20 protein-coding genes and 1 riboswitch are annotated in these 24,177 nt (G+C 73.5%); of the genes, 10 read left to right on the forward strand and 10 right to left on the reverse strand.

Translation table 11 applies throughout. The features are described from left to right. Window positions 1-118: 118 nt before the first annotated feature. From D1J60_RS11165 to D1J60_RS11175, 3 genes are all read right to left on the reverse strand, one after another. Window positions 119-1,207, reverse strand: a complete 1,089-nt coding sequence (locus D1J60_RS11165) for a prenyltransferase (RefSeq protein ID WP_125820998.1) — start codon at window positions 1,205-1,207, stop codon at window positions 119-121. Continuing rightward, on the reverse strand, window positions 1,204-1,947 hold the full coding sequence (locus tag D1J60_RS11170; protein WP_125604759.1) for a class I SAM-dependent methyltransferase: 744 nt from the start codon (window positions 1,945-1,947) through the stop codon (window positions 1,204-1,206). The genes D1J60_RS11165 and D1J60_RS11170 overlap by 4 nt, the downstream gene beginning before the upstream one ends. Window positions 1,948-2,073: 126 nt before the next feature. Next, the gene (locus D1J60_RS11175; protein WP_125604761.1) at window positions 2,074-3,384 is read right to left on the reverse strand and encodes a glycosyltransferase family 4 protein; all 1,311 of its coding nucleotides are present in this window, start codon (window positions 3,382-3,384) and stop codon (window positions 2,074-2,076) included. A gap of 251 nt (window positions 3,385-3,635) precedes the next feature. Between D1J60_RS11175 and D1J60_RS11180 the strand changes: the two genes are divergently transcribed. Beyond that, on the forward strand, window positions 3,636-4,271 hold the full coding sequence (locus D1J60_RS11180) for a TetR family transcriptional regulator (protein ID WP_125820999.1): 636 nt from the start codon (window positions 3,636-3,638) through the stop codon (window positions 4,269-4,271). A 536-nt stretch (window positions 4,272-4,807) separates the two neighbouring features. Here the strand turns inward: D1J60_RS11180 and D1J60_RS11185 are convergent. From D1J60_RS11185 to D1J60_RS11200, 3 genes are all read right to left on the reverse strand, one after another. Further along, window positions 4,808-5,410 carry a DJ-1/PfpI family protein gene (locus D1J60_RS11185; protein WP_125821000.1) on the reverse strand — a complete coding sequence of 201 codons (603 nt, stop codon included), beginning with the start codon at window positions 5,408-5,410 and terminating at the stop codon, window positions 4,808-4,810. Between the two features lie 602 nt (window positions 5,411-6,012). After that, window positions 6,013-6,255 (reverse strand): ferredoxin, encoded by a 243-nt coding sequence (locus D1J60_RS11195; protein ID WP_125821001.1) that lies wholly within the window; start codon window positions 6,253-6,255, stop codon window positions 6,013-6,015. Further along, window positions 6,255-7,706: an aldehyde dehydrogenase gene (locus tag D1J60_RS11200; RefSeq protein ID WP_125821002.1), complete on the reverse strand. Its 1,452-nt coding sequence runs from the start codon at window positions 7,704-7,706 to the stop codon at window positions 6,255-6,257. Before D1J60_RS11200 ends, D1J60_RS11195 begins: the two co-directional genes overlap by 1 nt. Window positions 7,707-7,962: 256 nt before the next feature. Between D1J60_RS11200 and D1J60_RS11205 the strand changes: the two genes are divergently transcribed. The 7 genes from D1J60_RS11205 (at window position 7,963) to D1J60_RS11235 (ending at window position 16,128) form a co-directional block, all read left to right on the forward strand. Then, on the forward strand, window positions 7,963-9,012 hold the full coding sequence (locus tag D1J60_RS11205; RefSeq protein ID WP_125821003.1) for an MBL fold metallo-hydrolase: 1,050 nt from the start codon (window positions 7,963-7,965) through the stop codon (window positions 9,010-9,012). Between the two features lie 105 nt (window positions 9,013-9,117). Then, window positions 9,118-9,196: riboswitch (cobalamin riboswitch) on the forward strand. A 130-nt stretch (window positions 9,197-9,326) separates the two neighbouring features. Further along, window positions 9,327-10,565 (forward strand): prenyltransferase/squalene oxidase repeat-containing protein, encoded by a 1,239-nt coding sequence (locus tag D1J60_RS11210; RefSeq protein WP_125821004.1) that lies wholly within the window; start codon window positions 9,327-9,329, stop codon window positions 10,563-10,565. Between the two features lie 65 nt (window positions 10,566-10,630). Further along, window positions 10,631-11,305 (forward strand): SCO2322 family protein, encoded by a 675-nt coding sequence (locus tag D1J60_RS11215; protein WP_125823969.1) that lies wholly within the window; start codon window positions 10,631-10,633, stop codon window positions 11,303-11,305. Continuing rightward, window positions 11,302-12,525, forward strand: coding sequence for an energy-coupling factor transporter transmembrane protein EcfT (locus tag D1J60_RS11220; RefSeq protein WP_125821005.1), 1,224 nt, complete (start codon window positions 11,302-11,304; stop codon window positions 12,523-12,525). Before D1J60_RS11215 ends, D1J60_RS11220 begins: the two co-directional genes overlap by 4 nt. After that, entirely contained in the window at window positions 12,522-14,540 is a 2,019-nt protein-coding gene (locus D1J60_RS11225) for an ABC transporter ATP-binding protein (protein ID WP_125821006.1), read from the forward strand. The genes D1J60_RS11220 and D1J60_RS11225 overlap by 4 nt, the downstream gene beginning before the upstream one ends. Next, complete coding sequence (locus tag D1J60_RS11230; protein ID WP_125821007.1) at window positions 14,537-15,406, forward strand: ECF transporter S component; 870 nt, start codon at window positions 14,537-14,539, stop codon at window positions 15,404-15,406. The genes D1J60_RS11225 and D1J60_RS11230 overlap by 4 nt, the downstream gene beginning before the upstream one ends. Before the next feature lie 278 nt (window positions 15,407-15,684). After that, on the forward strand, window positions 15,685-16,128 hold the full coding sequence (locus tag D1J60_RS11235) for a transglycosylase SLT domain-containing protein (protein ID WP_125595411.1): 444 nt from the start codon (window positions 15,685-15,687) through the stop codon (window positions 16,126-16,128). Between the two features lie 120 nt (window positions 16,129-16,248). On the opposite strand, the gene D1J60_RS11240 is transcribed toward D1J60_RS11235, so the two are convergent. Next, window positions 16,249-17,418 (reverse strand): steroid 3-ketoacyl-CoA thiolase, encoded by a 1,170-nt coding sequence (locus tag D1J60_RS11240; protein WP_125603843.1) that lies wholly within the window; start codon window positions 17,416-17,418, stop codon window positions 16,249-16,251. Between the two features lie 265 nt (window positions 17,419-17,683). Here D1J60_RS11240 and D1J60_RS11245 point away from each other — a divergent pair, with 265 nt between their 5' ends. Next, entirely contained in the window at window positions 17,684-18,928 is a 1,245-nt protein-coding gene (locus D1J60_RS11245) for a cytochrome P450 (RefSeq protein WP_125821008.1), read from the forward strand. A 282-nt stretch (window positions 18,929-19,210) separates the two neighbouring features. On the opposite strand, the gene D1J60_RS11250 is transcribed toward D1J60_RS11245, so the two are convergent. Next, window positions 19,211-19,732, reverse strand: coding sequence for a PaaI family thioesterase (locus tag D1J60_RS11250; RefSeq protein WP_125603841.1), 522 nt, complete (start codon window positions 19,730-19,732; stop codon window positions 19,211-19,213). A 108-nt stretch (window positions 19,733-19,840) separates the two neighbouring features. Between D1J60_RS11250 and D1J60_RS11255 the strand changes: the two genes are divergently transcribed. Beyond that, window positions 19,841-20,776: a helix-turn-helix domain-containing protein gene (locus D1J60_RS11255; RefSeq protein ID WP_241253223.1), complete on the forward strand. Its 936-nt coding sequence runs from the start codon at window positions 19,841-19,843 to the stop codon at window positions 20,774-20,776. Window positions 20,777-20,868: 92 nt separating this feature from the next. Here D1J60_RS11255 and D1J60_RS11260 read toward each other — a convergent pair whose 3' ends face one another. Beyond that, window positions 20,869-22,911: a bifunctional glycosyltransferase 87/phosphatase PAP2 family protein gene (locus D1J60_RS11260; RefSeq protein WP_125821010.1), complete on the reverse strand. Its 2,043-nt coding sequence runs from the start codon at window positions 22,909-22,911 to the stop codon at window positions 20,869-20,871. 413 nt (window positions 22,912-23,324) lie between these two features. Further along, a complete protein-coding gene (locus D1J60_RS38835; protein WP_347147186.1) occupies window positions 23,325-23,708 on the reverse strand; it encodes a DUF6879 family protein in 384 nt (127 codons plus the stop codon). Window positions 23,709-24,177 lie beyond the last annotated feature (469 nt).

Below are 24,177 nucleotides of genomic sequence, written 5' to 3' on the forward strand. Positions count from 1 at the left end.
GCACGGCCGGCACCGGGACCCCGGCCCCGGATCCCGCCCCGCGGCTCCGGCCTGGCGACTCCGGCCCCGCGGCTGCGGCCCGGCGACTCCGGCCCGCCCCCGGTTCAGGAGCGGCAGCTCAACGGCAGCAGTCCGGCTCCAGGCCCGCCGGCAGGGCCAGCCCGCCGAAGACCTCACCGGTGGCCTCGTCCCCGCCCAGCGCCGCCACCGCGAGCAGCAGCGAACCCGCCGTCCAGGCCGTCTGCTCCACCGGCCACACCGCCCGGTCCTCGAAGACGTAACCCGTCCAGTACATGCCGTTCTCGGCGCGCAGGTGCCCGATCGAGCGCAGCACCTCCAGCGCCCGGTCCGACTCCCCCATCACCCACAGGGTCAGCGCCAGCTCGCAGGACTCCCCGCCCGTCACCCACGGGTTCGGCAGCACGCAGCGCACCCCCAGGTCCGGGACGACGAACTCGTCCCAGCGCCCGTCGATGCGCGCCTTCGCCTCCGGCCCGGACAGCGCCCCGCCCAGCACCGGGTAGTACCAGTCCATCGAGTAGCGGTCCTTGTCCAGGAACCGCTCCGGGTGCCGGCGTATCGCGTGCGCGAGCGCACCCGTCGCCAGTTCCCAGTCCGGCTGCGGGTCGCCGCGGTGGTCCGCGATGGCCAGCGCGCAGCGCAGCGCCTGGTGGATCGAGGAGGAGCCGGTCAGCAGGGCGTCCGTGACGGGCGTGCCGTCCGCCTCCCGCTTCCAGCCGATCTCGCCGCCCGGCTGCTGGAGCGCGAGGACGAACTCGACGGCCGCGACGACCACCGGCCACATCCGGTCCAGGAAGGTGTCGTCGCCGGTGGCCAGGTAGTGGTGCCAGACGCCGACGGCTATGTAGGCGACGAAGTTCGTCTCCAGGCCCGCGTCCTGCGGGACGGCCGTGTCCACCCCGTCGGGCCGGTCCGCGTACGCCGCGTACCAGGAGCCGTCCTGGTTCTGGTGCCGGGCCAGCCACGCGTAGGCCCGCTCGGCCGCCTCGTGCTCGCCCGCCGTGTCCAGGGCCATCGCGGCCTCGGTGTGGTCCCACGGGTCGAGGTGGTGGCCCCGGAACCACGGTATGGCCCCGTCCGCGCGCTGCACCGCCAGGATCCCCGCGACGGTCCGCGCCGCCTCCTCGGCGGTCAGCACGCCGTCCAGGACGAGGTGCTCGGGTACGGTGCGCTCCGGCGAGCTCACTGGGCGGAGCCGGCCGCGCCGACGGGCAGGTGGGGCTTGGTCGCGTACGCCACGAAGCTCTTGCCGATCACCGGGTTGAGGGCCTGCTCGGCGAGCCGGGTCGCGAGGGGCTTCTTCATGATGTCCCAGACCAGGAGCTTGTGGTACGCCTTGACCGGCAGCGCCTTGTCGTTGTCGACGCCGAAGGCGCACTTGAGCCACCAGTACGGGGAGTGCAGGCCGTGCGCGTGGTGGGTGCCGTAGGGCTTGAGGCCCGCGGCCTCCATCTTGGCGAGGAGCTCGTCCGCCTTGTAGATGCGGATGTGGCCGCCCTCGACCTCGTGGTAGGCGTCGGACAGCGCCCAGCAGATCTTCTCCGGGCCGTAGCGCGGGACGGTGACCGCTATCCGGCCGCCGGGCTTGAGCACGCGCACCATCTCGGCGAGGACGCCCTTGTCGTCCGGGATGTGCTCCATCACCTCGGAGATGATGACGACGTCGAAGGACTCGTCCGGGAAGGGCAGCGCCAGCGCGTCGCCCTCCATGGCGGTGGCGGTGGCGCCGGCCGGCGCCTCACCGGCCTCCTTCATGGCGGCGAACCACTTGGCGACCTCGCGGATCTCCTCGCCGTTGCGGTCGACGGCGACGACCTGGGCGCCGCGCCGGTAGCACTCGAAGGCGTGCCGGCCTGCGCCGCAGCCCAGATCGAGCACACGGTCGCCTGCGGCGAGCGGGAACCGGGAGAAATCGACGGTCAGCACGGGGTCCTGCCTTCGCGGTCACGGGGGTGAAGGGTGGTGCGGGTCATACGGGTCACGCGGGTGCTACGGGTGCTACGGGGCTACGGATATCGCGGATGCTGCGCGCGGGGCCCTGGGGCGCGCCGCTCACCGCGTCCGGGCGGCGGCGGCCCGCGCGATGGCGGCTCTGTAGTGCGCGGCGGTGCCCTCGGCCGCCTTGGCCCAGGTGAACCGGGTCAGCACCCGCTCCCGGCCGGCGGCCCCCAGACGGGCACGCAGCTCCGCGTCGCCCAGCAGCCTGCCCAGCGCACCGGCCAGCGCCCCCGCGTCACCGGGCGGCACGGCCAGGCAGGTCTCCCCGTCGGGGCCGGACACCTCGGGGATGGCCCCGCCGGTGGTGGCGACCAGCGGGGTGCCGGTGGCCATGGCCTCGGCCGCCGGGAGCGAGAAGCCCTCGTACAGGGAGGGCACGCAGGAGACCTGGGCGCTGCGCACGAGGTCCACGAGCTCCGCGTCGGTGATGCCCTTGACGAACCGCACCGCGTCCTGGAGCCCGTACGACTCGATCGCGCGGGCGACCGGCCCGCTCTCGGCGCGCTTGCCGACGACGACGAGGTGGGCGTCGGGGCGCTCGGTACGGAGCTTGGCGAGGGCCTCGACGAGGTGGACGAGCCCCTTGAGCGGGACGTCGGCGCTGGAGGTCGTCACGATCCGCCCGGGAACCTCGGCGACGGACGGGTCCGGCGACCAGAGGTCGGTGTCCGCGCCGATGTGCACGACGTGGATGCGGTCGTCGCGCACCCCGAGGTGCTCGGCGATCTCCTGCTGCGAGGAGCCGGAGACGGTCAGCACGGAGGGCAGCCGGCGGGCCACCCGGCCCTGCATGCGCGTGAACGCGTACCAGCGCCGCACGGAGGCCCGCTTCTTGCGGTCCTTCGCGGCGGCGAGGTCGAGCCCCCGGTCGACGGTGATGGGGTGGTGGATGGTGGTCACCAGGGGCGCGCCGAGGTCGCCCAACAGGCCGTAGCCGAGGGTCTGGTTGTCGTGGATGACGTCGAACTCGCCCGCGCGGGCCCGCAGGTGGCGCCGGGCGCGCAGCGAGAACGTCAACGGCTCGGGGAAGCCGCCCGTCCACATCGTCGCGACTTCCAGGGCGTCGATCCAGTCCCGGTACTCGTCGCGCTTCGGGGTGCGGAACGGGTCGGGGCTGCGGTACAGGTCCAGGCTCGGCAGCTCGGTGAGCGTGGCGCCGGTGTCCAGCACCGGGTAGGGCTGCGCGCCGATGACCTCGACGGAGTGCCCGAGCTTCACCAGCTCCCGCGAGAGGTGGCGGACGTAGACGCCCTGGCCACCGCAGAACGGGTTCCCCTTATAGGTGAGGAGCGCGATGCGCAACGGGCGGTCGCCGTCGGTGGCGGAACCCGCGAAAGGGCTCGCCACCATGGCCTCTGCGGACACTCTCGGCCCCCTTCTCCCTGCACTTTCGCCGGAGCGTAACCGCTCGGATAATGTAGAACAAGTTTCAGAGTTGATCCTCTGAAGACCATTGAATCTACCGGCCGGAAACCACACCGTAAGAGGCGGAGCAGGTGATTCGCGCCACGACTCGGACGCCTGACATGCTGACCCCCGGACCATCCCGGAATCAGCCGCCGCAACGACGCGTACGACACGTAACACCAGGAAACGGAACGCCAGGAACGGGACACATGACAGCGGATGCGAAGACCGTGACGCCTCCCCTGACGGAGCGCCAGGAGGCGCGCCGTCGTCGGATCCTGCACGCGAGCGCGCAGCTGGCCAGCCGGGGCGGCTTCGACGCCGTGCAGATGCGGGAGGTCGCCGAGTCGTCGAACGTCGCGCTGGGCACCCTGTACCGCTACTTCCCGTCCAAGGTGCACCTGCTGGTCGCCACCATGCAGGACCAGCTCCAGCACATGCACACGACCCTGCGCAAGCGCCCCCCGGCGGGCGAGGAGCCGGCGGCCCGCGTCGCGGAGACCCTGATGCGCGCCTTCCGCGCCCTCCAGCGCGAGCCGCACCTCGCGGACGCCATGGTCCGCGCCCTGACCTTCGCGGACCGCAGCGTGTCCCCCGAGGTGGACACGGTCTCGCGGCTGACGACGGCGATCATCCTGGACGCCATGGGCCTCGACGCCCCGCCGACGGCGGAACAGCTCTCGGCGGTCCGGGTCATCGAGCACACCTGGCACTCGGCCCTGATCACCTGGCTCTCGGGCAGGGCGTCCATCGCCCAGGTGAAAATCGACATCGAAACGGTGTGCCGCCTGATCGACCTGACGGGGGCCGGGACGCGGGCGGGGACGCGGCCCGGAAAGGCCTGATTTCGGCGGGGGGGGTGGGGCGGTATCCCCCGGGGCGGTCTCCGAGTGGGTTGGGGGCTTCCCGTCAGTCCCATCGTCCTTCCGGTTCGGGCCGGTCCCTCAAGGGCGCTCCTTCGTCGCGTCGCTACGCGATGGCCTTCGGCCACCCTTGACCGACCGACCCGAACCGGAAAGCCGAAAGACTGCCGGGAAACCCCCAAAGAATCGGGACGGACGATCCTTGGAGGGGCGGCCGCCTCAGGGACCAGGCGAGGGGCCGGGCGCCGGCCCGCCGGGCATCCGGGCCCCCACATCCGCGATCCGGGACCAGGGGCGCGACAACCCGCACCAAAGGTTGCTGCGGGCGACCTGGCAAGCCCCCAGACGCGTCAGATCGCTACGCGCTCCTCACGTCTCAGCGTCCGACGACCGCCTATGGGCGATACCCGCACCAGAGGACGACCAGGGCAGCCCAAGCAGTGGATGGGCGCGAGAGAGATCGCTACGCGCTCCTGCCGGCATGGCGTCCGACGACCGCCTTGGGCTGATATCCGTACTCAGGAGGTCATCGCGGCCTCACCGGCGCGGACGGCACGGAGGGAACGCTCGACGGTTTCGAGCTTCTCACCGACCGGGCCGGCGTAGTCGATGACGGCGCGCGCGACCTCCTCACCGAGGGTGCGGGTGATGACCCACGTGGCCAGGTACTGGGACGCGAGGCAGCCGCCTGCGGTGGCGATGTTCCCCTCGGCGTGGAAGGGGGCGTCCAGCACGGTCACGCCCTCGGCCTCGACGAACGGGCGGCTCGTCATGTCCGTGCAGGCCGGCATGTCACCCAGCAGCCCGAGCTTCGCGAGGACCAGCGCACCGGAACACTGCGAACCGATCAGCTGCCGAGAGGGGTCGAGCGGCAGCATGGAGAGCAACCGGTCGTCGGCGACCACGTCGCGCGTCTTCACACCGCTGCCGATGAGTACGACATCCGCCTCGGTCACGAAGTCCATCGACCGCTGGCCGGTCACCTCGACACCGTTCATCGAGGTCACCACGGGGGTGGGCGTCGTGATGCAGGCCTTGAGCCCGGCCTTGCTGATCAAAGCCGAGGCAATGAAGCTGTCGAGCTCGTTGAACCCGTCGAAGGTGACCACTGCTACCTGCATCACAACTCCCTTGATGGACAGGCCCGCAGTCTCGCATCCGCAGTCTCACCGAATGGTCTCCTGCCCGACGACGACCAGCCCAAGACGGCCGCCGGACGCTGAGATCCGAGGAGCGCGTAGCGATCTGACGCGCTCACCCGCTCCCTGGCTGGCCTGTTCGTCCTCCGGTGCGGGTATCAGCCCAGGGCGGTCGTCGGACGCTGAGACGGGAGGAGCGCGTAGCGATCTGTCGCGCCTGGGGGCTTCCTGGGCTGCTCTGGTCGTCTTCTCGTGCGGGTTGCCGCGTCCCTGGCCCAGAATCACGGACATGGGGAGCCGTATGTCGGGCGGGCCGGCGCCCGGCCCCTCGCCTCATCGCTGAGAAACCCGCCCCTCCAAGGATCATCCGTCCCGTTTCTTTGGGGGTTTCCCGGCAGTCTTTCGGCTTTCCGGTTCGGGACGGTCTGTCAAGGGTCGCCGAAGGCGATCACGAAGTGACGCGACGAAGGAGCGCCCTTGACAGGGCGGCCCGAACCGGAAGGACGATGGGACTGACGGGAAGCCCCCAACCATCGATGAGACCGCCCCAGGGGACACCGCCCCCACCCCCCGCCCCGCCCCCCTCACTCCTCCGGCGGGAACACCGCCTCCCCCGTGCCCGACAGGGTGATGAGGATGGCCTCCACCGGGCAGCCCTCGGCGGCCGTCAGGGTGGGTTCGTTGGCGGTCGTCTCCGCCGACCGGGGGTGGGACTGGCGGGCCGAGTCGAGGGTGAAGGCGTCGGGGGCGTGGGTCACGCACATGCCCGACCCGATGCAGACCCCCCGGTCGACCTCGACCTGCCAGCGGTCCCCTCGGTCCCCCATCACGCACCCGCCGGGAGGTGGATCATCTTGTGCTCCAGGTACTCGCCCAGTCCCTCCGGGCCGAACTCCCGCCCCACGCCGCTGTTCTTGTAGCCGCCGAACGGCCCCAGCATGTCCAGGCTGAAGGTGTTCACGTTGAAGGTGCCGGTGCGCACGCGCCGGGCGAAGTCGATGCCGTGCTCCACGTCGGCCGTCCAGACGCTGCCGCTCAGGCCGAACTCCGAGTCGTTGGCCACCCGTACGGCCTCCGCCTCGTCCCCGTACGGGATCAGGCACACGACCGGGCCGAAGATCTCCTCGCGGGCGATCCGCATCGAGTTGTCGACGTCGCCGAAGAGGGTGGGTTCCACGTACCAGCCCCGCTCCAGGCCCGCCGGGCGACCGCCGCCCGCCAGGACCTTCGCACCCTCCTCCTGGCCGATCCGGATGTAGTCCAGCGAGCGCCGCTGCTGCCGCTCGGCGACCAGCGGCCCGAGCTGCGTCGCCGGGTCCAACGGGTCGCCGACCACGAGGGCGCCGGCGGCTGCCGCGAGGGCCTCGGCGACCTCCTCGTAGCGGCTGCGCGGGGCGAGGATCCGGGTCTGCGCCACGCACGCCTGGCCGTTGTTCATCCAGGCGGCGGGGACGATGCCCGCCACGGTGGCCGCCAGGTCCGCGTCCGGGAGGATCACGGCGGCGGACTTGCCGCCGAGTTCGAGGGTGACCCGGGTCAGGTTGCGGGCGGCGACCTCCATGACCCGCTTGCCGGCGGCGACGGAGCCGGTGAAGGCGACCTTGTCGACGCCGGGGTGCCCCACCAGGTACTCGCTGACCTCCCGGTCGGCGGGCAGGATGGACAGCACCCCCTCGGGCAGCCCGGCCTCCCTTGCGATGTCCGCCAGGATGAAGGAGTCCAGCGGGGCCTCGGGCGAGGGCTTGAGGACCACCGAGGAGCCGGTGAGCAGCGCGGGTGCGAGCTTCGCGGCGGCCACGAACTGGGGGACGTTCCACGGGATGACGGCGGCGACGACCCCGACCGGTTCGCGGCGTACGAGGATCGGGCCGAGCGCGCCCTGGCGGCGCTCCTCGTACGGGTAGGCGGCGGCGACCTTGATGGCGGAGTCGTAGACCATCATCGCGCCGAGCGCCTGGGCGAGGACGCTCCAGGAGTACGGGGAGCCGTTCTGGGAGCTGATGGAGCGGGCGATCTCCTCGTGCCGGACGGCGATGGCGTCCTTGATGCGGGAGACGACGGCGATCCGCTCCTCCAGGGACAGGCGGGGCCAGGGCCCCTCGTCGAAGGCCCTGCGGGCGACGGCGACGGCCCGGTCCACGTCCGCCTCGGAGGCGTGGGGGACGCTGCCGATGACCTGCTCGGTGTGGGGGGAGACGATCCGGATGGTGCCGGTGCCCAGCGGATCGGTCCATTCCCCGCCGATGAACAGTTGGCCGTGTTCCACGAGCTCGGTCATGTCCGATGCCTCCAGGGGCTGCGCACGATCTCACCGATGTCGCAGAACTGATACCAGTTCTAGTTCCAGGAGTCCACGGTCGGCACAGGGCTCCGGATGATCCGATGAGCGGTCAGGGCTTTTGGGAAACGGTCGACTTGGGCTACTACTGAAACGCGTTCTCGTCAGAGCGGGGTCGAGCCGGCGAACCACCACCCAGCGGACCAACCAGCGAACAAGCGAATCAGCGAACCAGCGGACCACCCAGGGAGCACCCATGCCAGAGGTCATGCCACAGGTCACCGACCACGGCGGCGGTGTCCACGCCATCCAGGTCCCGATCCCCGACAACCCCCTCGGCCACACCCTCGTCCACGTCCTCGACACCGACGCCGGGCCCGTCCTGATCGACACCGGCTGGGACGACCCCGCCTCCTGGGACACCCTGACCGCCGGGCTCGGCGCTCTCGGGATCGCCGTCGCCGACGTGCACGGGGTGGTCATCACCCACCACCACCCCGACCACCACGGCCTGTCCGGGCGGGTCCGGGAGGCGTCGGGCGCGTGGATCGCGATGCACGCCGCCGACACCGAGGTCGTGCTGCGGACCCGCTCCTCCGAGCCAGGCGTCTGGTTCGACTACATGAGCGGGAAGCTGGCCGCCGCCGGGGCGCCCGAGGAGCACGTCGCCCCGCTCCGCACGGCCCGGGCGAGCGGCCGCGTGCGCACCCTGCCCGGGCTCAGTGCCGCCGTGCCCGACCGGGAGATCGTCCCCGGGGAGCTGCTGCCCCTCGCCGGGCGCCGGCTCCGCGCGATCTGGACCCCCGGGCACACCCCCGGCCACGTCTGCCTGCACCTGGAGGAGCGGCACCCCGCCGGCCTCCCCGGCAACGGCCGGCTCTTCTCCGGTGACCACCTCCTGCCCGGGATCTCCCCGCACATCGGCCTGTACGAGGCCCCGGAGGACACCCGCGTCACCGACCCGCTCGGCGACTACCTCGACTCCCTCGAACGCGTCGGCCGCCTGGCGCCCGCCGAGGTGCTCCCGGCCCACCAGTACGCCTTCACCGACGCGCCCGCCCGCGTCCGGGAGCTGCTGGAGCACCACGAGGAGCGGCTGACCGGGCTGTGGCGGCTGCTGGCCGAGCCCCTGACCCCCTGGGAACTCGCGGAGCGGATGGAGTGGAACCGGCCCTGGGAGCAGATCCCGTACGGCTCCCGGAACATCGCCGTCTCCGAGGCGGAGGCGCATCTGCGGCGGCTGGTGAAGCAGGGCCGGGCGGAGGCCGTCTCCGGGACGGAGCCGGTGGCCTACCGGGCGCTGTAGCCCGGCGGCGGGTATCGGCCAGGGCCGACCGTACGGGCCCCCGGGCCCCGGGGCCCGGGAGCTACGGGCCGGTAGAGTGAGCCCGTCGTCCACACATCCGTATGGGGGGAAGCCGGTGCGAATCCGGCGCTGACCCGCAGCCGTGACCCGGCCCGCACAACGCGGGACGGCAGCCGGAATGCCCCGTGCCGGAGGTGCGCGGCTCGTGCCGCCGGGGCCTCCGGCGGCCGGCACCGTCGAGGTAAACGGAGCCGGAGCCCGGTGCCTGCGCGTGCCTGTCTCCCGCCCCCCGTACGAGAGGCACCCGCCCCGCCATGAACGTCCGCCGCAGCGCAGCCGCGCTCGCCGCCTCCGCCGTGCTCTGCGTGGGCGCCGCCCCCGCCGCCCTCGCCGACACGCCGTCGCCCTCCGCGCCGCCGGTCGTCCCGTCGGGCCTGTTCGGCAAGGCCGACCCGACGTACGACGGGGTGTGGCGCCAGTCCCTCGCGCTGCTCGCGCAGCGCACGGTGGGCCTGAAGCCCGCCGCGCAGGCCGTGGACTGGCTCACCGGCCAGCAGTGCGCGGGCGGCGGCTTCGCCTCGTTCCGCGCGGACGCCGGCGCGGCCTGCGACGACAAGACGATGTACGACACCAACGCGACGGCGGTCGCCGTGCAGGCCATGAAGGCCCTCGGCGGCAAGGACGCGCAGGTCAAGAAGGCGACGGACTGGCTGAAGTCCGTACAGAACGACGACGGCGGCTGGGCGTACGTGCCCGGCTCGCCCAGCGAGGGCAGCTCCACCTCCCTCGTGATCAGCGCGCTCGCCACGGCCGGCGAGAAGCCCGCCGAGGTGAAGTCGAAGGCGGGCAAGTCCGCGTACGACGGCCTGCTCTCCTTCCAGCTCGGCTGCTCCGCCGAGCCGGCCGCCGACCGGGGCGCCTTCGGGTACCAGCCGGCCGACGGCAAGCTCGCCGCGAACGCCGACGCCACGGCCGCCGCCGCGCTGGCCGCCCTGGGCAAGGGCATCGTCGTCGAGCCGGCCGCCACGGACACCCCGGCCGCCGCCCTGGCCTGCCCGGCCGGCCCGGCCGACCCGGCGGGAGCGGCCCAGGGCGCGGCCGGCTACCTGGCCGAGGCGTTGAAGAAGGACGGCCACCTGACGGCCGTCACCCCGGGCTCCGACCAGCCCACGGCCGACACGGGCAACACCGCCGACGCCGTGATCGCCCTGGCCGCGGCCGGGCACCGGCAGGCGGCGGCGGGCGCCCTGGAGTGGCTGCAGAAGAACTCCACCGCGTGGGCCAACCGCAACCCGGCCGCACTGGCCACCCTGGTCCTGACCGCCCACGCGACGGGCACCGACCCGAAGGCCTTCGGCGGCGTCGACCTGGTGGCGGCGCTGAACGCCACGGGCCCGGCCCCGGTCGCGCCCGACGCCGAACCGCAGAAGGTGGAGGGCGAGGAGAAGCCGGGCTCCGGGAACCAGAACATCTGGTGGATCGTCGGCGCGGGCGCCGCGGCCGGCATGGGCATCGGCATCCTGCTGAGCGGCCGCAGGAAGAAGCAGCAGTGATCCGCCGCCGCACCCGCACCCGGGCCCGCCGCACGGCCGGCGCGCTGACCGGCGTCCTGGCCGTGCTGGGCCTCGTACTGGCCCTGTTCGCGGCGTCCCCCGCCCTGGCGGCCGGCTACCGCTACTGGTCGTTCTGGGACGGTGCGGGCGGCAGCTGGGCGTACGCCACCCAGGGCCCTTCGACGGCCCGCCCCGCGGACGGCGCCGTGCTCGGGTTCCGCTTCTCCGTGAGCAAGGACGCCGCCGCCGAGGCGGCCCGGCCGCGCGCCGCCGCCGACTTCGAGGCGGTCTGCGGCGGCACCGCTCCGGCGGAGGGGAAGAAGCGGGTGGCGCTCGTCGTCGACTTCGGCGTGCCCGAGGACGCTCCCGCCGGCGAGGCCCCGCCGCAGGGCAGCCCGCGTACGGCCTGTGCGCAGCTGGCGCCCGCGGCCACGGCGGCCGAGGCGCTGGCGGAGGTGGCGAAGCCGCTGCGCTACAACGGCGCGGCGCTGCTGTGCGGGATCTCCGGCTATCCGAAGACGGGCTGCGGCGAGCCGATCGAGGACGCGGCACAGCCGAAGCCTTCCGCTTCGGCAGCGGCCTCGGCCGCGGCCGCGGCTTCCGCTTCGGCTTCGGCAGCCGCGGACGCCGGCTCGGACTCCCCCGGCAGCGGCCCCTCGGCCGGCCTGTTCCTGGGCGTCGCGGCGGTCCTCGCCCTGGGCGCCGCCGCCGTCTGGCAGTCCCGCCGCCGCAGGCGATGACGCCGCGCCCCACCCTCGGCGCGGGCACGCACGGCGCGGCACGTGCCCCCATATCCCCGGCCGGGCGCGGTGCCGCCGGGCGGCCGGGTACCCCGCACGCGCCGGCGTACGACCGACGGAGGCGTTGGCGGGCCCCCGAGGCACGGCGCGGGAACGCCCTGCACGCGGGGGCCTGGTGGCTGTGGGCCCTGGGGCTTGCCACCGCCGCGTCCCGGACCACCAACCCGCTGCTGCTCGGGCTGATCGTCGGCGTCGCCGGGTACGTGGTGGCGGCGCGCCGGACGCAGGCGCCGTGGGCGCGTTCCTACGGGGCGTTCGTCAGGCTCGGCCTGTTCGTCATCGGGCTGCGGCTGGTCTTCTCGATGCTGCTGGGCTCGCCCATCCCCGGCACACACACCCTGTTCACCCTCCCGGAGGTCCCGCTGCCCTCCTGGGCGCAGGGCATCCGGTTCGGCGGCCGGGTCACCGCCGAGCAGCTGGTCTTCGCCCTCTACGACGGCGCGAAGCTGGCGACCCTGCTGATCTGCGTGGGCGCGGCGAACGCGCTGGCCAATCCGGCGCGGCTGCTGAAGTCGCTCCCCACCGCGCTCTACGAGGCGGGCGTGGCCGTCGTCGTGGCCATGACGTTCGCGCCGAACATGGTCGCGGACGTGGCCCGGCTGCGGACCGCCCGCCGGCTCCGCGGGCGCCCCACGGGCGGGGTGAAGGCCGTCCTCCAGATCGGGCTGCCGGTGCTGGAGGGCGCCCTGGAACGTTCCGTCGCGGTCGCCGCGTCGATGGACGCGCGCGGCTACGGGCGTACCGCGCAGGTCCCGCCGGCCGTGCGGCGCACCACGAACGCCCTCACCCTGGGCGGGCTGCTCGGCATGTGCGCCGGCACGTACGGGCTGCTCGCGGCGGAGGGTGCCGCGTACGGGCTGCCCGTGCTCGGCATCGGCCTCGTGCTGGCCCTCGCGGGGCTGCGCCTCGGCGGCCGGCGCAGCCTCCGCACCCGGTACCGGCCGGACCGGTGGGGGGTGCGGGCCTGGCTGGTCGCCGGTTCGGGCGCGGCGGTCGCGGCGCTGCTGGTCCACGCGGCCTCGGTGGATCCGGAGGGGCTGCGGCCGGGCGTGGTCCCGCTGGTCGCGCCCGCACTGCCGCTGTGGCCCGCGGCGGCGGTCCTGATCGGCCTGCTCCCGGCCTTCGTGGCCCCCGTACCTTCCGAGGAGTCCTCCCGTTGATCCGCTTCGAGCAGGTGTCGGTGACCTACGACGGTGCCGCGCGGCCGTCCCTCCGCGACGCGGACTTCACCCTCCCGGAAGGGGAGCTGACGCTCCTCGTCGGCCCGTCGGGGGTCGGCAAGTCGACCCTGCTGGGGGCGGTGTCGGGGCTGGTCCCGCACTTCACGGGCGGGACGCTGCGCGGGCGGGTGACGGTCGCGGGCCGGGACACGCGTACGCACATGCCGCGCGAGCTGGCGGACGTGGTGGGCACGGTCGGGCAGGATCCCGTGTCCCACTTCGTGACGGACGTGGTGGAGGACGAGCTGGCGTACGGGATGGAGTCCCTGGGCCTGCCGCCCGCGGTGATGCGGCGCCGGGTGGAGGAGACCCTCGACCTGCTCGGCCTGAACGAACTCCGCGACCGCCCGATCGCGACGCTCTCGGGGGGCCAGCAGCAGCGGGTGGCGATCGGTTCGGTCCTGACGACGCACCCGAAGGTGCTCGTCCTGGACGAGCCGACCTCCGCGCTGGACCCGGCGGCGGCGGAGGAGGTACTGGCGGTGCTCCAGCGGCTGGTGCACGACCTGGGCACGACGGTGCTGATGGCGGAGCACCGTCTGGAGCGGGTGGTCCAGTACGCCGACCGCGTCCTGCTCCTCCCGTCCCCGGGCGAGCCCCCGCGCCTGGGGACCCCGGCCGAGATCATGGCCGTCTCCCCGGTCCACCCCCCGGTGGTCTCCCTGGGCCGTCTCGCGGGCTGGACCCCGCTGCCCCTCTCGATCCGCGACGCCCGCCGCCAGGCCGCTCCGCTCAGGTCCCGCCTGTCCCTCGTCCCGGCCCTGCCGGCCCTGCCGGTGGCGACCGGCCCGGACCCGCTCTGCGGAACTGCCGCTGCGCGGGACGGGTCCAGGGGCGCTGCCCCTGACCCCGCGCCTCAATCGCCGGCGGGGCTGGAAGAACGGGGCTCCGCCCCGGTGCGCCCAAACGCTGTGCGGGCTGGATTCGCGCAGCGAATTCCAGCCCCGCCGGCGTTTGAGGCGCGGGGGTCTGGGGGCGGAGCCCCCAGGGGGTCCGGGGCGCAGCCCCGGGGAACGGGCGAAGGGCGGGTAGGGGACCAGCCCCGCGCAGCGGCCCCCGCGGCACCGGCACCGGCACCGGCACCGGCGGGCAACGCCACCGGCAGCGGCCTCCTCGCCCGGCTCCGCCGACTGGCCGGACGCCGTCCGGAGCCGGGCGCGGACGCCGGCCCCGCCACCCCGGCGGAGGCCTGCCGTACCGCCGCCTCCGCGAGGAACCTCGGCGTGCGCCGCGCCCGCACCGAGGTCCTGCACGACGTCACCCTCCAGGTGGCCCCCGGCGAGACCGTCGCCCTCATGGGCCGCAACGGCGCCGGCAAGTCCACCCTCCTCGCCGCACTCACCGGCACCCTGGCCCCCTCCACCGGCCAGGTGACCGTCGGCGGCCGCACCCCGCACCGCACCCCGCCCCCGGAGATGGTCCGCCGGGTCGGCCTGGTGCCGCAGGAGCCGCGCGACCTCCTCTACGCCGACACCGTCGCCGCCGAGTGCGCCGCGGCCGACGCCGACGCCGGGGCGGCCCCCGGGACCTGCCGGGCCCTGGTCGGCGACCTGCTGCCCGGGGTGCCGGACGACACCCACCCCCGGGACCTGTCCGAGGGGCAGCGCCTGACCCTGGCCCTGGCCCTGGTGCTGACGGCCCGCCCGGCCCTGCTCCTCCTCGACGAGCCGACCCGCGGTCTGGACTACGCGGCCAAGGCCCGCCTGGTGGCGACCCTGCGCGGACTCGCCGCCGAGGGCCACGCCATCGTCCTGGCGACGCACGACGTGGAGCTGGCCGCCGAGCTGGCCCACCGGGTGGTCGTCCTGGCGGGCGGGGAGATCGTCGCGGACGGTCCGACGGCCGAGGTCGTCGTCTCCTCGCCCGCCTTCGCGCCCCAGGTGGCGAAGGTCCTGGCGCCGGGCCACTGGCTCACGGTGTCCCAGGTCGCCGCCGCCCTGGAGACCGCCCCGTGACGAAGCCCCCCGTGACGAAGCCCCCCGCGCCGCCCCGCCCCGTCCGCGTCGGCCCACGCGCCGCCGCGGCCCTGGTCCTGGTCACCCTCATCGGCATCGCCGCCTTCGGCTGGCCCCTGCTCGCCGACCGCCAGTCCGGCCTGGCCCACTCCCAGGACGCCCCGTGGCTGTTCGCCGCGCTGCTCCCCCTCCTCGTCGCCGTGGTCATCGCGACCATCGCCGACAACGGCATGGACTCCAAGGCCGTCGCCATGCTCGGGGTGCTCGCCGCGGTGGGGGCGGCGCTGCGGCCGCTGGGCGCGGGCACGGCCGGCCTGGAGCCCATGTTCTTCCTGATGGTGCTCAGCGGCCGTGTCCTCGGCCCCGGCTTCGGCTTCGTCCTCGGCTCCGTCACGATGTTCGCGTCCGCGCTGCTCACGGGCGGGGTCGGGCCGTGGATGCCGTTCCAGATGCTGGCCCTGGGCTGGTTCTCGCTGGGTGCCGGGCTGCTGCCGGGGCCGGAGCGGATCCGGGGGCGGGCCGAGCTGGCGATGCTCGCCGCGTACGGGTTCCTGGGCTCCTTCGCGTACGGCACGGTCATGAACCTGCAGGGCTGGGTGCTCCTGCAGGGCATGGGGCAGGGGATCTCCTTCCACCCCGGTGACCCGGTGCCGCAGAACCTGGCGCGCTTCGCCGCGTACTGCCTGGCGACCTCGGTGGGCTGGGACCTGGGGCGGGCCGCGCTGACGGTCGTCCTCACGCTCACCCTCGGCGGCACGCTGCTGAGGGCGCTGCGCAGGGCGACTCGGAAAGCCGCGTTCGACGCGCCCGTTTCCTTCGATTCGGGGGCTGGAAGTGACGCGGGACACCCACCACACAGGGTCTGACCGGTTACGTGGGGTGACATCCGGGCGGTCTGCCGGTGAGGCGGCCCACAGGACCCAGGTCACATCCGGCCCGGGTTAGTAGCCCGCCCGGCCCGCTCCCGCCCGCGTTTGGGGCCGGGGCGCGGGTCCCGGTGTGCGAGGGCGGCTAGTAGGCGGGGGCTTTGCCAGGGCGTCGGGGGCCTGGCTAACTGGGTGATGTCGCCGAGGCGGCCGGGGCGCGAGCCCCCCGCCGGCAGAGCCCCTCCCACCTGTGTGAGTGGTTCACGCATGTCTTCGGCATGCGGCGGCCGTCCTTGTTCCCGTCGGAAGGTTCCTCCGTGTCCAACGCTGTCATCCGCCGCATCGCCGCTTCGAAGAAGGCTCTGGCCGGTTCCGTGCTCGCCCTGGGTGTCGCGGGTTCCGTGCTCGCCGCCGTTCCGGCGCAGGCGGCTCCGACGGGCGCCAAGGCGATCGCCCAGCAGATGATCAAGGACCCGGCCCAGTTCGCCGCCTTCGACAAGATCGTCACGCACGAGAGCGGCTGGGACTACACCGCCACGAACTCCTCCTCCGGCGCCTACGGCCTGGTCCAGGCGCTGCCCGCGTCGAAGATGTCCTCCGCGGGCTCGGACTGGAAGACCAACCCGGCCACCCAGATCAAGTGGGGCCTGGACTACATGAACGAGCGCTACGGCAGCCCCGTCGAGGCCTGGAACTTCTGGCAGGCCAACCACTGGTACTAGACCGGCGGGCACCACAGCAGCAGACGTGTGAAGGCCCCGGTGGCCGGCCTCCCCAGGCCGGCCACCGGGGCCTTCCGCCCATCCCATCCCAGGGGGTTCAGCGGGCGCCCGGAGCGGTGCTCACAGGCGCTGGATGATCGTGCCGGTCGCCAGCGCGCCGCCCGCGCACATGGTGATCAGCGCGAATTCCTTGTCGCGCCGCTCCAGCTCGTGCAGCGCGGTGGTGATCAGCCGGGCGCCGGTGGCGCCGACGGGGTGGCCGAGGGCGATGCCGCCGCCGTTCACGTTGACCTTCTCCAGGTCCTGGCCGAAGACCTGCGCCCAGCTGAGGACGACGGAGGCGAAGGCCTCGTTGATCTCGACGAGGTCGATGTCCTTGAGGGACATCCCGGCCTTGCCCAGCACGGCCCGGGTGGCGTCGATCGGGCCGTCCAGGTGGAAGTGCGGGTCGGAGCCCACCAGCGCCTGGGCGACGATCCGGGCGCGCGGCCTGAGCTTGAGCGCGCGGGCCATCTTGCGCGAGGCCCACATCACGGCGGCGGCGCCGTCGGATATCTGGGAGGAGTTCCCGGCGGTGTGCACGGCCGTCGGCATGACCGGCTTCAGCCGGGCCAGGCCCTCCATGCTGGTGTCGCGCAGCCCCTCGTCCCGGTCGACCAGCCGCCACATGCCCTGCCCCGCGGCCTGCTCCTCCTCCGTCGTCGGCACCTGGACGGCGAAGGTCTCGCGCTTGAAGCGCTCCTCGGCCCAGGCGGTGGCGGCCCGCTCCTGCGAGAGCACGCCGAGCCGGTCGACGTCCTCGCGGGTCAGGCCCCGGTGCCGGGCGATCCGCTCGGCGGCCTCGAACTGGTTGGGGAGGTCGACGTTCCACTCGTCCGGGAAGGGCTTGCCAGGGCCGTGCTTGGAGCCGGATCCGAGCGGGACGCGGCTCATGGCCTCGACCCCGCAGGCGATGCCGATGTCGATGACGCCGCCGGAGACCATGTTGGCGACCATGTGGTTGGCCTGCTGGGAGCTGCCGCACTGGCAGTCGACGGTGGTCGCGGCGGTCTCGTACGGGAGTCCCATGGCGAGCCAGGCGTTGCGGGCGGGGTTCATGGACTGTTCGCCGGCGTGGGTGACGGTGCCGCCGACGATCTGCTCGACGCAGTCGGGCTGGATTCCGGTTCGGGCCAGGAGTTCGCGGTAGGTCTCGCCGAGGAGGTAGGCGGGATGGAGGTTGGCCAGGGCTCCCCCGCGTTTCCCGATGGGGGTGCGTACGGCTTCGACGATGACGGGTTCCGCGGCCATGAGCTCGTCCTCTCCTGCACACTCTGCACAGCGCCGGCGTGGCGGGCCGTCCGGCGACTGCCCCGCGCGAACTAGTACGCGTTCTACTTCTCCCCCGCAGTCTTATGACCTCGGCGCCCGGCACGCAAGGGTCTTGCACGCGGCTTCCACGGATTCCACACGCAACAGTTGACGCGGGAGCCCTTGTGACTTCTAGAACTCGTTACTACCTTCAAGCCAACATCTGATGGGCCGTCAGACCCTTGTCAGACCTTGGAGTCGCCCGATGCCCTGTCCCGCGCTGCCCGAAGGCTTCGACGCCACCGACCCCGACATCCTCCAGGACCGCGTCCCCTTCCCGGAGTTCGCTCAGCTGCGGCAGACCGCGCCCGTGTGGTGGTGCCCGCAGCGGCGGGGCGTCACCGGATTCGACGACGAGGGCTACTGGGCCGTCACCCGGCACGCGGACGTCAAGTACGTCTCCACGCACCCGGAGCTGTTCTCCTCCACCACCAACACGGCGATCATCCGCTTCAACGAGCACATCCAGCGCGAACAGATAGATGCCCAGCGCCTGATCATGCTGAACATGGATCCGCCGGAGCACACCCGCGTACGCCAGATCGTGCAGCGCGGCTTCACCCCGCGCGCGATCCGCGGCCTGGAGCAGGCGCTGCGCGACCGGGCCCGGAAGATCGTGGAGGAGGCCCGGGAGGCCTCCGCGGACGGCTCGTTCGACTTCGTCACGCAGGTGGCGTGCGAACTCCCGCTCCAGGCGATCGCCGAACTCATCGGCGTACCGCAGGAGGACCGCTCCCGCATCTTCGACTGGTCGAACAAAATGATCGCGTACGACGACCCCGAGTACGCGATCACCGAGGAGGCCGGCTCCAACGCGGCCGTGGAACTCATCGGCTACGCGATGAACCTCGCCGCCGAGCGCAAGGAGTGCCCGGCCAAGGACATCGTCACGCAGCTGGTGGCGGCGGAGGGCGAGGGCAACCTGCGCTCCGACGAGTTCGGCCTCTTCGTGCTGCTGCTGGCGGTCGCGGGCAACGAGACCACCCGCAACGCCATCAGCCACGGCATGCACGCCTTCCTCACCCACCCCGAGCAGTGGGAGCTGTACAAGGCGACCCGGCCGTCGACCGCCGCCGAGGAGATCGTGCGCTGGGCCACGCCCGTGGTGTCCTTCCAGCGGACCGCCACCCGGGACACCGAACTCGGCGGCCAGAAGATCAAGGCCGGCGACCGGGTGGGGCTCTTCTACTCCTCCGCCAACCACGACCCCGAGGTCTTCGAGGACCCGGACGCCTTCGACATCACCCGCGACCCGAACCCCCACCTCGGCTTCGGCGGCGGGGGCCCGCACTTCTGCCTCGGCAAGTCCCTGGCGATCCTGGAGATCGACCTGATCTTCAACGCCCTGGCCGACGCCCTGCCCGACCTGCGCGCCGCCTCGGACGGACCGCGGCGGCTCCGCGCGGCCTGGCTCAACGGCATCAAGGAGCTCCGGGTCAGCGCCGGCTGACGGACCCACGAACCGCGGGCCGGCGCGAGCCCGCCCGTGAACCGGTGCGGCAGGGGCCGCCACACCCACGCCCCGGCCCCTGCCGTCCGCCGGTGTGCCGCCGCGCCGTCCGCTGGTACACCGCTACGCCGTCCGCCGGTGCGGTGTTCGCCCGAGTGGCGGAATCCCGCGACCTGGCCGATCCTGACAGGACGCGACGATCCACCGAAGGGGCGCCGGGGACACCATGCCCCGGCGTTCCTTCGGCCAATGCCCGCCCCCTCCAGGTCGCGTGCCCCTCCGTCAGGCGGGTCGCAGGACCGCGCAGGTCGTCGTCCCGTGGGCGTAGAGCTTGCCGTCGTGCGTGCCGACGACCCGGGCCTCGGCGGTCGCGGTGGTACGGCCGACGTGCAGGGCCGTGCCCTCGCAGCGCAGGGCGGGGGTGTCCGCCAGGACCGGGCGGATCATGTGGACCCCCAGCTGGACGGTGGTGTAGGCGGTGCCCGCCGGCAGCCGGGTCATCACGGCCGAACCGAGCGCCGAGTCCAGCAGGGTCGCCAGGAAACCGCCGTGGACCGTGCCCATCGGGTTCAGCAGGTGGTCGCCGGGGTCCCCCTCGAAGACGACGGAGCCCTCCTCGACCTCGGTGAGCCGGAAGCCCAGGGTGCTCATCATCGAGGCGGCCGGCAGGGTGCCCTTCAGCGCCGCCCGGAGGATCTCCAGGCCGCTCATGCCCAGGATCTCCGGCGTGGCCGCGGGCCTCGGCTCCCAGGTGTGGGTACGGCTGCGCAGGCCCTCGGGGGCGGTGGTGCGATACGTGGTCATGCCATCGACCCTAGGCGGGGCGACACCCGCCCGGGAGTGTCGGATCCGGCAGCTTGCGGATCGATTCCGACACCCCGGCGGCCCGGGTCCCGGAGCTACCCTGGGCCGGTGAAAGTCGCCGTACTGGCCCTCGACGGGGTCTTCGACTCCGGGATCTCGGCCGTCCTGGACGTGCTGCACACCGCCAACGCCCTGCGCCGCGAGCTCCCCGGAGCCGCCCCGCCCGCCTTCGACATCCGCACGGTCGGCGTGCGCCGGCACGTCCGCAGCGGGCTGGGCCACCGCATCGACACCGAGCCCGCCCGCGAGGCGGAGGACGCCGGGCTCCTCGTCCTGCCCGCCCTGGTGGAACGCCGCCCCTCCGCGCTGCTGGAGGCCGTCGCCGCACCCGGGCAGCGCACGGCCCGCCGGATCCTGGCCGAGGCCCGCGAGCGGCGCACCCCGCTCGCCTCCTCCTGCACCGGCACCTTCCTGCTCGCCGAGTCCGGAGTCCTGGACGGGCTCCGGGCCACGACGAGCTGGTGGCTCGCCCCGGTGTTCCGCGAGCGCTACCGGCGGGTGACGCTGGAGGAGACCCGGATGGTGACCACCTCGGACGGGGTCACCACGGCCGGCGCCGCCTTCAGCCACCTCGACCTCGCGCTCTCCCTCGTCGCCGGGCGCAGCCCGGCCCTGGCGGACCTGGTGCGGCACTACCTGGTGGTCGACGACCGGGCCTCGCAGGCCGCGTACATGATCACCGGCGCCATGGCCCGGCACGAGCCGCTGGTCGCCGCCTTCGAGCGGTGGGTGCGCGCCCGCATCGAGGAGCCCCTGTCCATCGCCGACGCGGCGCGCGACCTCGGCGTCAGCGAGCGCACCCTCCAGCGCACCATGGCCCGCACCCTGGGCCGTTCCCCGATCCGCCTGGTCCAGGATCTGCGGGTCGAGCAGGCCGAGCACCTGCTGCGCACCACCGCGCTGCCGCTCGCCGCGGTCGCCCGCCGGGTCGGGTACGAGAGCCCCGGCCCGCTGCGCGCGCTGCTGCGCCGGGGACGGGCGTAGGAACCCCGGCGGCCGGGGCGGACGCTCGGGGGCGGGCCCGCGCTACGGCCGGCCCGCGTTACGGCCGGGCCCGCGTTACGGCCGGGCCCGCGCTACCGGCGTCCCGAGCGCGCGGGGGTGCGTACGGGATCCAGGGCGTCAGCGGCCTCGTCCGCGTCCTCGGTGGTCCGGCGCTGGCCGGGGACGGCCGCCTTCAGCCCGCGCGGTCCGGACAGCACGTGGACCAGCCCGAAGCCGACGGAGACGACGGCCGCACCGCCGACCGCGTCCAGCACCCAGTGGTTGGCGGTGGCGACGATCGCGCAGACCGTGATCAGCGGGTGGAGGGCGCCGAGCAGCTTCTGCCACCCCCTGGGCGCGAGGACCACGATCACGGTCCCGCACCACAGGGACCAGCCGAAGTGCAGCGAGGGCATCGCCGCGTACTGGTTGGAGATCGCGGTCATCGCCCCGTAGGAGGGGTTGGCCAGGTCCTGGACCCCGTGCACGGTGTCGACGAAGCCGAGGCCCGGCATCAGGCGCGGCGGCGCGAGCGGGTACAGCCAGAAGCCCGCCAGCGCCAGGACGGTGGCCAGCCCGAGGGAGGCGCGCGCCCAGCGGTAGTCGGCGGGGCGGCGCCAGTACAGGACGGCGAGGATGGTGAGCGGGACGACGAAGTGGAAGGAGGTGTAGTAGAAGTTGAAGAAGGCCTCCAGCCAGGGCGTGTCCACCACCGCACGGTTGACGGCGCGTTCGATGTCGATGCCGAGCGTCCGCTCGATCCCGAGGATCTGGCCGCCGTTGCCCTCGGCGAGGGAACGGCTGGTGGGGGCCGCGGCGCGGATGTGCGAGTAGATCGAGTAGCCGACCCGTATCAGCAGCAGTTCCAGCAGCAGGTTGGGGCGCGAGCGCACCCGCCGCCAGAACGGCAGCAGCGGGATCCGGGACCAGCGCGCGTCGGCCGGCTCGGCGTAGGCGGTGGGTACGGGCCGGCGCCAGTACGGGGAGGAGCGCGGCAGGAACGGCACGGCGCAGGCCGCCGCGAGGGCCGCGAGGAGCAGCACGTTGTCGCGTACGGGGGCCAGCGCGGCCAGGTTGGGCAGCAGTACGGCGCTCGGCAGGCTCATGGCCAGCACGACGGCGACGGGCCACACCCGGCGGTCGGCGGCGCGCGTGCCCACCTTGCCGGCCACGGCGAGGAGCACCCACAGCAGCTGGTGGCGCCAGCCGGCCGGGGACACGGCGACGGCGACGCAGCCGGTGACGGCGACGGCGAGGAGCAGCTGGCCGTCGCGGGCGTAGCGGACGGCGCGGCGCAGGCCGGTCCACGCGACGGCGGCGGCGAGCGCGAGGGCGAGGGCGATCTCGCCGGGGCCGCTGAGGCCGAGGCGCAGGAGGGCGCCGTGCAGGGACTGGTTGGCGAGGGCGTCGGGGGCGGCGCCGAGGCCGGTGCCGGCGAGGTACTCGACCCAGTACGTCCACGAGTCGCGCGGCAGCGAGGCCCAGGACAGCACGGTGGCTCCGGCGAAGGTCACGGCGGCGGCCCGGGCGGCCGGGCGGCGGCCGGTGAGCCAGAGCAGCGGGGTGAAGAGCAGCAGCGCGGGCTGGAGGGCGGCGGCGAGGCCGGCGAGGAAGCCGGCGGGGCGGCCGCCGGGGACCCGGAACACGGCGAGGAGCACCAGCAGGACGGGCAGCACGGCGGTCTGCCCGGGGGAGGCGGCCTCGCGGACGGGGAGGGAGGCCATCATCAGCGCGACCAGCGCGGGCGCGGCGAGCAGCGCGGTGCGGCGGGGCACGGGGTCGGGGAGGGCCCGAGCGGCGACGAGGCCGACGCCGGCGACGAGGAGCAGCGTCACGCAGGTCCAGGCCACCTCCAGGGAGGGGGCGGCGAGGCCGGCGAGCGGTTTGAGGACGAGGCCGGCGAAGGGGGTTCCGGTGAACTGCCCGGCGCCGTAGAGCGGTCCGGGCAGGCTTCCGGGGAGGTCGAGGCCGCTGAGCCACTCGCCGGGCGGCACGCGCAGCACCGCGGCCGCCTGTCGGACGCCGAGGACCGCGGCGAGCGCCCACAGCAGGATCCGCACCGCCCCGAGCCGGCCGCCACCGCCTATGACCCCGGCATGCCCCCCGGCACCACCGCGCTCCACCGCATCAGCCACGCCCCGCCGCCCTCCGCCCTGTCGACCGCCGGTGTCGCTCCGCCTGGCTGCCGCGCGTCGTGCCCCGTTCCCTTACCGGGACGACGATATCCCGGGCGGGATCCCGGGGATGGCGGGCATGAGGGTGTCAAGGCACTCGCACGGGGCCTCACCACCGGGCGGTACCCGCCGTGGCGCCCCCATAGGCCCCCCTGGCCCTCCGGAATCTCACGGACGCGGGCTCTCGACGCTCCACATGACCTGTAGGCAGCGCAGGCACCCGCAGGGCGGGAACACGTCCCTGAAGCCGTCCCAGTAGGCCACATCGACCGGGGCGCGTACGAACGGGCGACCGGGCTTACCGGAACGGAAAATCCAAAGGGGGCCGACGGAGCCGCCTTTCACCACGCGCACGTTGAGGCGGGAACGCCCCCTCATGCCCCGGTCACCGGACACGCTCCACCACGGCGTCTTCGGAAAACTCCCGTGGGAACGTCATGTGCCCGGTGCGGCCGGTGTGCTGAATACCGGAACGATTCGCCGGCCGCGATGTTCGTGCACGTGCAGTCGTACTCGTAGCGCACGTAGGCACTGACCCGTTCCGACGCGATCCGGAGCCGCAGGACGACGACCTCCCGGCCGGTCGCCTCACGCACGACGTCGTGCACCCACCACGAGGTCAGGTTGGCAGGGTCGAGGCGCTCACCCCGCTGCCACGCCATGAACCCGGGGTCGTCCAGCGTGTAGCGGTCGCGCAATTCGAGGTGCACCGCCGAGTGCCGCGCTCGCGCCAGGGCTTGCCCTGCGGGTGGCTGCACTGCGTGCCTCTCAGTCGTCTTCGCGGGGCGGGATGTACTTCAGCATGACGCCGGAAGCCTGACGATCGCCTCATGGTCCGGAACGTCCGTGGAGCGGACCGGAATTGAACCGACCCCGGCACGCCTTCACCTCGTCCTCGGTCGCCTTGTATGACTGGATCAGAAGGTCGCCGGTCTCCTCGTGGAGCCAGCTCGTCAAGACTCGTCAGTTGGCGAGTTGGGGATGATGCCGAGAAACTCCAAGGTCACGGTCGCCCCCGCCGTCGAGTGGGTTGCACCAACGCGCACGAGCGATTCCCTCGGGGAGCATGAGCACAAGAGGCTCTATATCCAAAGGGGTTGGAACAGCCAAGCGGCAAGAGAAATCGACACAGCGAACTGCGGCAGTGGCGTCCGGCGTGCCTCACGGGCGTTCAACCTTGCCGCAGGGGTACGGCCCACATCTGCCAGGGGTCAATCGTGTCCCCTC

Source organism: Streptomyces sp. W1SF4, from assembly GCF_003950035.1.
In the GTDB taxonomy this organism is placed as follows: domain Bacteria; phylum Actinomycetota; class Actinomycetes; order Streptomycetales; family Streptomycetaceae; genus Streptomyces; species Streptomyces racemochromogenes.